The organism is Candidatus Syntrophosphaera sp., assembly GCA_019429425.1.
GTDB lineage: Bacteria > Cloacimonadota > Cloacimonadia > Cloacimonadales > Cloacimonadaceae > Syntrophosphaera.
Genome location: JAHYIU010000084.1, coordinates 1 through 10,283, shown reverse-complemented (window position 1 = coordinate 10,283; position 10,283 = coordinate 1). Strand labels below are relative to the sequence as shown.

The window sequence follows — 10,283 nt, the reverse complement described above, 5'->3', positions numbered from 1 at the left end:
TAGTGACAAAATAGTGGGGAATCCAGGGACTTTTCATCGATCGGGACGATGAATCTCCGGATGTTGTAGATAACTTTCCGAACCATGCCCTGTCATGCCAGTATAAAGCAATTACGCAAAGGTCTTATATCATACATTCGTTTAGGATCGGGTTTTGTCCCTTTTTCTGATTTCACCCACTGCTTACCCGGTACGGCGGGGAATCTGGGAACCTGGGAATTTGACCATAGCGGCTGAGCCTGCGGGGTATGGTATTGATTTTGCATGCTTGGAGGTAATTGCCTCTGCTCGATCGACGTTGGCCCGAACTATAAAAGGACTTGACCGATAGCGGCGATCGGGAAAAATTGCAAAAAATCTCGTTATGGAGTTGAAAATGAGCACTGCGCCACGCGGAGAGCGGCTTGTGATCGCCTTGATCGGCAAGCGGAACGCCGGAAAAAGCAGTTTGATAAACGCCATTGTGGGCCAGGAGATCGCGATCGTATCCGAAGTCGCTGGCACCACGACCGATCCGGTGGACAAGCATTATGAGCTGCTGCCCCTGGGTCCGGTGACCTTCTTTGACACCGCCGGCATCGACGATATCGGCGAGCTGGGCGATAAACGCGTGAGCGCCACCCGCAAGATCCTCTATCGGGCGGACATAGTGCTCTTCGTCAATCCCGGCAGCGTTTTCGACGCCTCTGAACTGGAGATGCTGGACCGCATCCGCGAGATGGAGGTCCCCCTTCTGCTGATCTTCAACAAAAGCGACCTGGCCAAAGTCCCGGAATCCAACCTGGAATACTGCTCCCAGCATGGGATCAGCTATGTGGCGGTGTCCTGCGCCAGCAAGGAAGGGATCCTGCAGGCCAAGGAAGAGATCATCCGCCTGGCGCCCAAGTATTTGAAGGAAAACCGCATTCTGGCCGGCGACCTGGTGGATCAGGGCGACCGCGTGATCCTGGTTTGCCCGATCGATTCCGCCGCTCCCAAGGGACGCCTGATCCTGCCTCAGGTGCAGGTGATCCGCGATCTGTTGGATCATGGCGCCATCCCGATCGTGGTGAAGGAAACCGAGCTTCTGGCCTCGCTGGCCATGCTCAAGGAACCGCCCCGCCTGGTGGTGACCGATTCCCAGGCGATCGATCAGGTAAACCGGGAAACTCCGCATAACGTTGAACTGACCACTTTTTCAATCCTCTTTGCCCGCTACAAGGGTGAATTGGACACCCTATTAAGCGGGATCCGGACCCTGGACCAGCTCCGGGACGGCGACAATGTCCTGATCGCCGAGGCCTGTTCACACCACGTTCAGAAAGACGACATCGGCCGGGTCAAACTGCCCCGCTGGTTGAGGGAAATAACCGGCAGGGAACTGCACTTCGACATTTTCGCGGGGCACGATTTCCCGGATAACCTGGAAGATTACGCGGTTTGCATCCACTGCGGCGGCTGCATGATCAATCCCATGGAAATGAACCGGCGCATCATGGAAGCCACGCGCAGAGGGGTTCCCATCACCAATTACGGCATGGCGATCTCGCATCTGCAGGGTGTTCTGCCGCGCGTGGTCAAGCCCTTGGGGATATCGCTGTGAGCTATCGGGTATCCGTTCTGCAATTTGAGCCCAAACTGCTGGACGTGACTGAAAACCTGGCCCGGACCGAGGCCCTCTTGAAGGGCTTGGAGACAGATCTGGTGGTGCTTCCCGAACTTTGCACCTCAGGCTATGTCTTCTGCAGCCAGGAGGAAGTCGATTCGGTGAGCGAGACGGTTCCCGAGGGACTGGCCTTCCGGTTCTTCCAAGACCTGGCCAGGGAGAGGAACTTCAGCATCGTCTATGGTTTCGCGGAACGCTCACAGGGCAAGGCCTTCAATTCCAGCGCCCTGGTCAATCCCGACGGCAGCTTTCATATCTACCGGAAGACCCATCTGTTCAACCGGGAAAAGCTGTTCTTCAGCCCCGGCGACACAGGCCTGAACGTGCATCCGGGAAAAAACGGCGTCCGGCTGGGCATGATGGTCTGCTTCGACTGGCAGTTTCCCGAAGCGGCGCGGACCCTTGCCCTGAAGGGCGCGCAGATCATCTGCCATCCCGCGAACCTGGTTTTGCCATGGTGCCAGCAGGCCATGATCACCCGGTCCCTGGAAAACCGCGTGTTTTCCCTCACTTCCAACCGCATGGGAACCGAAAGCAACGGCCCCGAAAGCGTCTCTTTCACCGGCATGAGCCAGATCCTGGGAACCAAGGGCCAGATCCTGGCCCGGATGAACGAGACCGAGGCTGGGGTCCGCACCTGCGAGATCGAGCCGGAGCTTGCTTTGGACAAGGCCGTGACCCCGCTCAACGATGCTTTCGCGGACCGGCGCCCGGAATTTTACACGCCATGAACGAAGATCTGAAAAAAGAGCTGCAGCGCCTGCGGGCCGAGATCGAGCGCCACAACGTGCTCTATTACGAACTGGCCAATCCCGCCATCCCGGATTACGAGTATGACCAGTTGGCGCGCCGATTGAGGGAGTTGGAAACCCAACTTGGCGAGGCGACCACGACGGAATCCCCGCTGGATAAGGTGGGCAGCGACCTAACCGCGGGCTCGGACACCATACCCCACAAACATAGGATGTACTCCCTGGATAACGCGTATTCCGCGGAAGAACTGGAGCAGTGGGCCTCCAAACTCAGCCAGGACCTGGGTTTCCTGCCCCCGCTCTGTGTGGAGCTCAAGATCGACGGCTTTTCCATCAATCTCTTTTACGACCGGGGCAAGCTGCAATACGCCACAACCCGGGGGGACGGTTACGCCGGTGAGGTCGTGACAACCAATGTCCGCACGCTGGAGTCCATCCCCAAAAACATCGCCCACCCCTCCCCCATCGAGATCCGCGGCGAGATCTACATCCCCGTGCAAGATTTTCTCCAGCTCAACGAACAGCGCCTGGCCAATGAGGAAAAGCCCTTTGCCAATCCACGCAACGCGGCCGCGGGTTCCATCAAGCTCAAGAACCCTGATCTGGTCAAAGACAGGCATCTGGCCGCGATCCTCTACAGCGTTGGCTACAGCGAGGAACTGCCGCCCAAGGCGCAATCAGAACTATTGGACTGGCTGGCCGGCCTGGGCTTCCCCGTTTCGGGCGAGCACAGGCTTTGCGCCTCCTATGCTGAGGTCCAGGAGTTTTGCGATCTATGGCAAAAACGGCGCGGCAGCCTGCCCTATGAGATCGATGGTGTGGTGGTGAAGGTGGACGACCTGGCCCTGCAAAAAAAACTCGGCTATACGTCCAAGAGCCCCAAATGGGCTGTCGCCTACAAATTCAAACCCGAGGAGAAGGAAACCCGGCTGCTCGAGGTCCAGTACCAGGTTGGCCGCACCGGAGCCGTTACCCCCGTGGCGATCCTGGAGCCGGTCTACATCTCCGGCAGCACGGTATCCCGCGCCACCCTGCACAATGAGGACGAGATCAAGCGCCTGGGCCTGCATCTGGGCGACACGGTGCTGCTGATCAAATCCGGCGAGATCATTCCCAAGATCCTGAAAGCCATCCCGGAAAAACGCTCTCCTGAAGCAGTGCCGGTCGGTTTTCCCACCACCTGCCCCGTCTGCGCCAGCCCTCTGGAAAAGGACGAAGAGGGCGCGATCCACTATTGCCCCAATGCCGGTTGCCCCGCCCAGTTGCAGAGGCGGCTGGAGCACTTTGCCTCTCGGGACGCGATGGATATCAGCGGCCTGGGCGAAAGCCTGATCGCCAGGCTGCTGGAAACCGGACTGATCGAGGGTATCGCGGATATTTACACCCTGGATTTTGCCAAAGTGGCGGCGCTCGACCGCCTGGGCAGCAAATCCGCCCAAAACCTGAAAAACGCCATCGAGGCCTCCAAGGACCGCAATTTCGACCGGGTGCTGTTCGCTTTGGGAATCCGCTTCGTCGGCTCCATCACGGCCCGCAACCTGGCCGAGTATTACGGAAGCATCGACGCGCTGCTCGGAACAGACGAGGAAACCCTGGTGCAGGTCAAAGAGGTGGGCGCCAAGATCGCCACAGCCATCAAGGCCTATTTCAGGATTCCCGCGAACCTTGAACTGATCGGGAAACTACGCTCCCTGGGCGTGAATTTCACCCAGCGCAGCAAACAAAGCTCGAATGTCCTGGAAGGCAAGACCTTCCTGCTGACCGGCGCCCTGCCCAATTATTCCCGCAAGGAGATGGAAGACCTGATCCAAAGCCACGGGGGCAGGATCGTCAGCGGGGTCAGCCCTGCACTGAACTATCTGATCGTGGGCGACAAAGCCGGCTCCAAGCTTGAAAAGGCACGCAAGCTACCTTCCATCGCGATCCTTGACGAAGCCGGCGTTCTGGCCATGCTGGGGCTGCCCGAATGAAGATCCTGCAGCGTTTCATCGTCCGCGAGCATTTTGTCCCCTTCCTGCTCTCCCTGGCGGTGGTGACCTTCATCCTGCTGATCGACCGCATGCTCGACCTGATGAACCTGATCATCGAGAAAAAGCTGGACGCGGGCACCATCATCGACCTCTTTTCCCTTTCCCTGCCTTACATGCTGGCGCTTTCGATCCCCATGGCTGTGTTGGTGGCCACCATCCTGGCTTTCGGCAGAATGGCCGTGGACCGGGAAACGATCGCCATGAAATCCAGCGGGATAAACATCTACCGCCTGCTCCTGCCCTTGTTTGTGGTAGCCCTGCTGCTCACCGGGGTGATGGTCTATTTCAACCACTATTTCCTGCCCAATACCAACCACAAGCTGAAAAACCTCACCACCAAGATCGCCTACTACCGTCCCATGACCATCATCAAACCCAATGAATTCACCACTTTGATGGATTACACGGTTTTCGTGGGCGAAAACAACAACAACGAACTGCGGGACGTGCTGATCTATGACCGCAGCCAGACCAAGCTGCCGCGCACGATCCTGGCCCGCAGCGGCGAAGTCGAGCAAATGGACGGGGGAAGCAGCCTGCGGATCATTTTGCACAATGGCGAGATGCACGAACGCAATGAGCGGGAGCCCGGAAAATACCAGCTCCGGAAGTTTGAGCATTTCACCGTCAATATCCGCAACGTGGCCGCCAGCATCGATTTCGGAGGAACAAGCTATCGCTCCGATCGCGAAATGACCTACGACCAGCTGGTGGCTGCGATCCGGGACAGGAGGCTGGAACTGCAAGCCAAGGAAACCGAGATCGCCAACCTGCGTTCCAGGCTGGACCGGCTGTCCGGCAGCACTGAGTCCGGCACGGAATACCGCCGCCTCGGCGTCATGTTGCAAATGGCTGAGGACCAGGGCCAGGAACTGGTCGAGATCCTGCAGTCGCTCCAGGTGGAATACCAAAAAAAATTCGCCCTCTCCTTCGCCATCGTGATCTTTGTGATGGTCGGCATCCCCCTGGGCCTGATGACCCGCACCAGCGGAATCGGCATGGCTTTCTCGGTCTCCTCGGTGATCTTTTTGATCTACTATGTGGCCCTCACCGGCGGAGAGCAGCTTGCCGACCGGGGTATCGTGAGCCCCTTTCTGGCCATGTGGGTCACCAACCTGGTTTTCTTTGTGTTGGGGGTCATCCTCATCTACGCCTCGGTGCACGAAAAGCAGCTTGTCAACCTCAATCTGCTGAGCTGGCGCCTCTCGCATCTCAAGGTCAAAAAAGAAGAGACCCCGGATGAACTCATCCACTGAGGAACACCATGCGCATTCTGGATAAATACGTCATCCGCGAATTCCTCAAGACCTATCTGGTCATCTTCATCTCCTTTGCAGTGGTGTTTATCGTGATCGACGTCATCGACAACCTGCCCCGCCTGATGCGCAGCGGCGCAACCTGGGAACTGGCGATCCTCTATTATCTGCTCAGGCTGCCCTATCTGATCGTTCTAACCTCGCCGGTCACGGTCCTGATCACCGGCCTGTTCATGATGAACGCGCTCTCCAAGCACAACGAAAGCGTCGGCATCCGGGCGGCCGGAGTCAGCATCAAACGCGCCATGTTCCCGCTATTCGTCTTGGGCCTGCTGATCAGCATGGGCGTGGCCGTGTTTGGCGAATATCTGCTGCCCTGGGCGGAAAAGACCCGCAGCCATGTGTACAACGTGAAGATCAGGGGCGAACAGATGGAAGACCAAATGCTCAAAGCCCGCATCCACTATCAGGGCCAGGAGAACGATTTTTACTACTTTGGCTTCTTCGACGGCTACCAAAACGCGCTGCGGGTGATCGACCTCACCCGGCTCGACGGCCAGGGCAGCCAGATCACGGAACACATCACCGCCTCGGCCGCCGTTTGGAAAGACGGCAGATGGATCATCGAGGATTGCGAGATCCGCCGTTTTGACGGAGGCCGGCAGAACTACTACCAATACTACCAAAGCACCGACCTGCCTCTGTTGGACGTGGAGCCGCAGGATTTCATGCGCATCACCAAGAAGACCATCTCCCTGAATTTCTTCGAGCTGCGGGACTACATCAACCGCCTGGAACGAATGGGCGAAAAAGCCCACCGCGAGATCGTCGACCTGCACATGAAACTCGCCTTTCCCCTCACCAACCTGATCGTGATCTTCTTTTTCATCCCCATTGCCACTTCCAACATCAGGTCCAAGGGGCGCGGCCTGATCTTCCTGCTCGGCCTGGTGGTCTGCTTCGCCTATCTGATCATGGTGCGCGTTATCCAAAGCCTTGGCTACAATGGAGTTATCCCGCCCGTCTGGGCCGCCTGGCTGCCCAATCTGTTCTTCACCGTGCTGGGCCTGCTGTTCCTGCGCAAGGCAGAAATATAAAAAAAACCTTGAAGAAAAAGCGCCCTCCAAAATATTGGCTATTCAAACTGAAATTGTACCCACAATGGGAGGAGATAAATGCTCGACAGCCTGAGAAAGAAACAAAAGATAATCGTGTACATCGTCGCCGCGGCCTTCATTTTAAGCCTCGGAGCGGGCGGTATTTTTGGCGGCAGCCAGATCATGGGAGCCTTTGGTGGAAACTACCTGGGCAAAGTGAACAACACCAAGTTCACGTCCAAGGATTACAACCAGAAGATGCAGGAGATCGAAGACCGCTATCGCCAGCAGGGCCAAAACATCGATGACAGGATGCGCATGAGCATCCAATACACCGCCTGGGAAGAAATGGTCAATGAAGCCCTCTGGGACCAGCAGATCAAGAAACAAAGGATCAAGGTTTCCGAAGCCGAGATCAAGAACGCCATGGAGAACGACATTCCCCAGGAATTGCTCCAGAACGAGAATCTGCAGACCAACGGGGTCTTCGACCGCAAGAAATATTTCGACGCCCTGAACAACGTCCCGGAATTCAAAGCCCAGCTCTATGAATACATGAAGGCCTATCTGCCCCGCAAGAAATTGCAGGACAAGATCAAAGCCGCGGCGGGAATCACCATCGACAGCCTCAGGGCCGAATTCGTGAAAGACAACGACAGCGTCACCGGCAAAGCGATCTGGTTCGACCACAACCAGTCCGAAGCCGTCACCGTCACCGATGCAGAGATCCAGCAGTACTACGACACCCACAAGGATGAAGAATTCAAGAAAGGCCCGGCCTCGCGCCTGAAATACATCACCTGGGACATCCAGCCTTCCGACCAGGATTACGAGGATGTCAAGCTGGAGATCGACGACATATACACCCGCCTGACCCGGGACGGCGAAGAATTCGCGGTCCTGGCCCTGGACTTTTCCGAAGATCCCGGTTCCGCTGAGCAAGGCGGTTCACTGGGAACTTTCGGCCCCGGACAGATGGTGCCGGAATTCGATGAGGTCGCCTTCAAGCTTAGGCCTGGCGAGATCTCAGAGCCCTTCCGCACCCAGTTTGGCTGGCACATCGTCAGACGCGATTCCCTCCCCTTCCCAGATGCCGGCGATGATAAGATTGCCGCCAGCCACATCCTCTTCTCGGTCAAAACCTCTGAACGGACCAGAAACGACATCCTGGACGAAGCGGAAGAAGTGCAGAAAAGGATCGAAAGGAAAGGCATCGACGAAGTTGCCAAGGAGCTGGAAAAGGACGTCACCACCAGCCCCTGGCTCTCCCATGAAAGCACGACCCTGGAAGGGATCGGCCAGCACGCCGGGCTCTACCAGTTCATGAAAAACAAGAAGCCGGGCAAGGTCTCGGAACCCTTCCGGATCAACCGCAACAACATGGAACAGATCATCGTGGCCCAGGTCATTGACAACGCGAAGACCTACTACGAGGATTTCGAGGCCAAAAAACTGCAGATCAAGTATGACCTCGAAAAGCAGAAGAAGATAGCCAACGTGAAGATCATGGCCGAGGACTTCTATAAGAAGGTCCCCCAGGAAAATTATCTCAGCGCCGCCGAAACCGCCGGCTGGAAGATCATCGACTTAAACGGACACAAAAACAAAGCCTACATTCCGGTCGTCAACGCCACCGACGAAGAATTCAGCCAGGCCGCCCTGGCCCTTGAATCCGGGCAGTTTTCACCGCTGGTCACCACCAAGGAAGGCTCCTTCATCATCTTTGCCGAAACACGCAACAAACCGGACATGGCCACCTTCACCGATGCCAAGCAGGAAGAACTGCGCAAGCGCATGGAGGACGCCGCCTTCAACCGCTGGTTCCAGCAGGTGCGCAAAGACGCCAAGATCATCGACAACAGGTATAAATACGGTTATTAAGCCTTAATGAACAAGCTGATGACCGGCGTTAGCGGGGTTCGGGGCGTCTTCGCGGACACCCTGAACCCCTCTGTCGCATTGCGCTACGCGGCACGGTTCGGACAGTTCATCAGCCTGAATTCACTCCATCGGGACGCATCAGGCCGGCCCAAGATAGTGGTGGGCAGGGATTCCCGCACCACGGGGATCGCCATGCTCAATGCCGTCGTCTCCGGTCTGCTCAGTGTCGGCTGTGATGTGGTGGAGATCGGCATTGTTGCCACCCCCACAGTCCTGCTCAACGTCAAAAAGCACTCCGCCCAAGGTGGGGTCGCCATCACGGCCTCGCACAATCCGCCCCAGTGGAACGCGCTTAAATTTGTCGATGGCGACGGAATGTTCCTATCTGCGGACAGATCCGCCCGGTTTTTGGCCTCAAGCGACGATGAAGTCGAATGGAAGGGCTGGCAGGGCGTCGGAACCCTGGTTCAAGATTCAGAAGCGATAGCCCACCATATCGGCCAAGTGCTGCAGATTCCCTGGCTGGACCTGGAACTGATCCGCGCCCGAAGATTCAAGGTGGTGCTGGATTCCGTCAATGGCGCCGGCGGCCTCGTCTCCCCTTTGCTTCTCCAAGCCCTGGGCTGTGAGCTTGTGGAGATAAACTCAGCCCCCACCGGGATCTTTGCCCATCCGGCCGAGCCTCTGAACGAGAACCTCACCCAGCTTGAGGAGGCTGTCAAGCTCCACCAGGCTGATCTGGGCTTCGCCACCGATCCGGATGTGGACAGGCTTTCCATCGTCGACGAGCATGGCGCTTGCATCGGCGAGGAATACTCCGTGGCCTTGGCGGAGCTGTTCATCCTGCCCAAAAACCCGGGTGACATCGTCGTAAACCTCTCCACTTCGATGCTTTCAGACCACATCGCCGCCCGCTTCGGAGTGCGGGTCCACAGGGCCAAGGTCGGCGAGATCAATGTGGGCAAGCTCATGCAGGAGCTCGGCTCGCCCATCGGCGGCGAAGGCAACGGCGGGATAATCTGCCCGGAGGTCAATTACACCCGTGACGCCATTGCTGGAATGGCCTTGATCCTGGGGCTTTTGGCCGAACGCGGCCAAACAGTTTCCCAGATCGTGGCCGAACTGCCGCGCTTCCATATCGCCAAAGCCAGGCTGGAACTCGCTCCGGAGCGTATGGAACCTGCCCTGGCCAGCCTGCCCGGATTGCTGGAAGGATATGAACTCGACCTGCGCGACGGAATCAAAGCCACGCAAGCTGATCATTGGGTCCACATCCGCAAGAGCGGCACCGAACCCATCATCCGCGTCTATGCTGAAAGCCAGTCGCAGGAACGATCTGAGCAGCTTTGCCGGGATATCCTGGCAAAACTGGGCGGGTAGTTTAAAAAGCTTCTTGCCAGAGGCTTGGGTATTGGCTCCATTGCCGGCTTCAAATGAGCGCTATTAAATGCTAATCTCGCTATTGATATTGGCCGGGGGATTCGTTCTCTTGATCGGAGGCGCGGAATTGTTGGTCCGCGGCGCCAGTTCGCTGGCCAGGCGGTTCCGGGTCCCGGAGATCGTGATCGTCCTCACGGTTGTGGCTTTGGGCACCTCCACCCCGGAATTGATCTTGAATATCT

At 57.3% G+C, this 10,283-nt stretch carries 8 protein-coding genes; all 8 read left to right on the top strand.

The window, feature by feature from the left end:
* Positions 1 to 376 precede the first annotated feature (376 nt).
* Positions 377 to 1,582: a [FeFe] hydrogenase H-cluster maturation GTPase HydF gene (gene hydF, locus K0B87_08190; protein ID MBW6514719.1), complete on the top strand. Its 1,206-nt coding sequence runs from the start codon at positions 377 to 379 to the stop codon at positions 1,580 to 1,582.
* Complete coding sequence (locus K0B87_08185) at positions 1,579 to 2,376, top strand: beta-ureidopropionase (protein ID MBW6514718.1); 798 nt, start codon at positions 1,579 to 1,581, stop codon at positions 2,374 to 2,376. The genes hydF and K0B87_08185 overlap by 4 nt, the downstream gene beginning before the upstream one ends.
* Positions 2,373 to 4,367 (top strand): NAD-dependent DNA ligase LigA, encoded by a 1,995-nt coding sequence (ligA, locus tag K0B87_08180; protein MBW6514717.1) that lies wholly within the window; start codon positions 2,373 to 2,375, stop codon positions 4,365 to 4,367. The genes K0B87_08185 and ligA overlap by 4 nt, the downstream gene beginning before the upstream one ends.
* Positions 4,364 to 5,683 (top strand): LptF/LptG family permease, encoded by a 1,320-nt coding sequence (locus K0B87_08175; protein MBW6514716.1) that lies wholly within the window; start codon positions 4,364 to 4,366, stop codon positions 5,681 to 5,683. Before ligA ends, K0B87_08175 begins: the two co-directional genes overlap by 4 nt.
* A gap of 8 nt (positions 5,684 to 5,691) precedes the next feature.
* Positions 5,692 to 6,780, top strand: a complete 1,089-nt coding sequence (locus tag K0B87_08170; protein MBW6514715.1) for an LptF/LptG family permease — start codon at positions 5,692 to 5,694, stop codon at positions 6,778 to 6,780.
* A gap of 78 nt (positions 6,781 to 6,858) precedes the next feature.
* Positions 6,859 to 8,661 (top strand): peptidylprolyl isomerase, encoded by a 1,803-nt coding sequence (locus tag K0B87_08165; protein MBW6514714.1) that lies wholly within the window; start codon positions 6,859 to 6,861, stop codon positions 8,659 to 8,661.
* 6 nt (positions 8,662 to 8,667) lie between these two features.
* A complete protein-coding gene (glmM, locus tag K0B87_08160) occupies positions 8,668 to 10,041 on the top strand; it encodes a phosphoglucosamine mutase (protein ID MBW6514713.1) in 1,374 nt (457 codons plus the stop codon).
* 67 nt (positions 10,042 to 10,108) lie between these two features.
* Positions 10,109 to 10,283 (top strand): sodium:calcium antiporter (locus K0B87_08155; protein MBW6514712.1); only part of this gene is annotated, 175 nt, incomplete at its 3' end.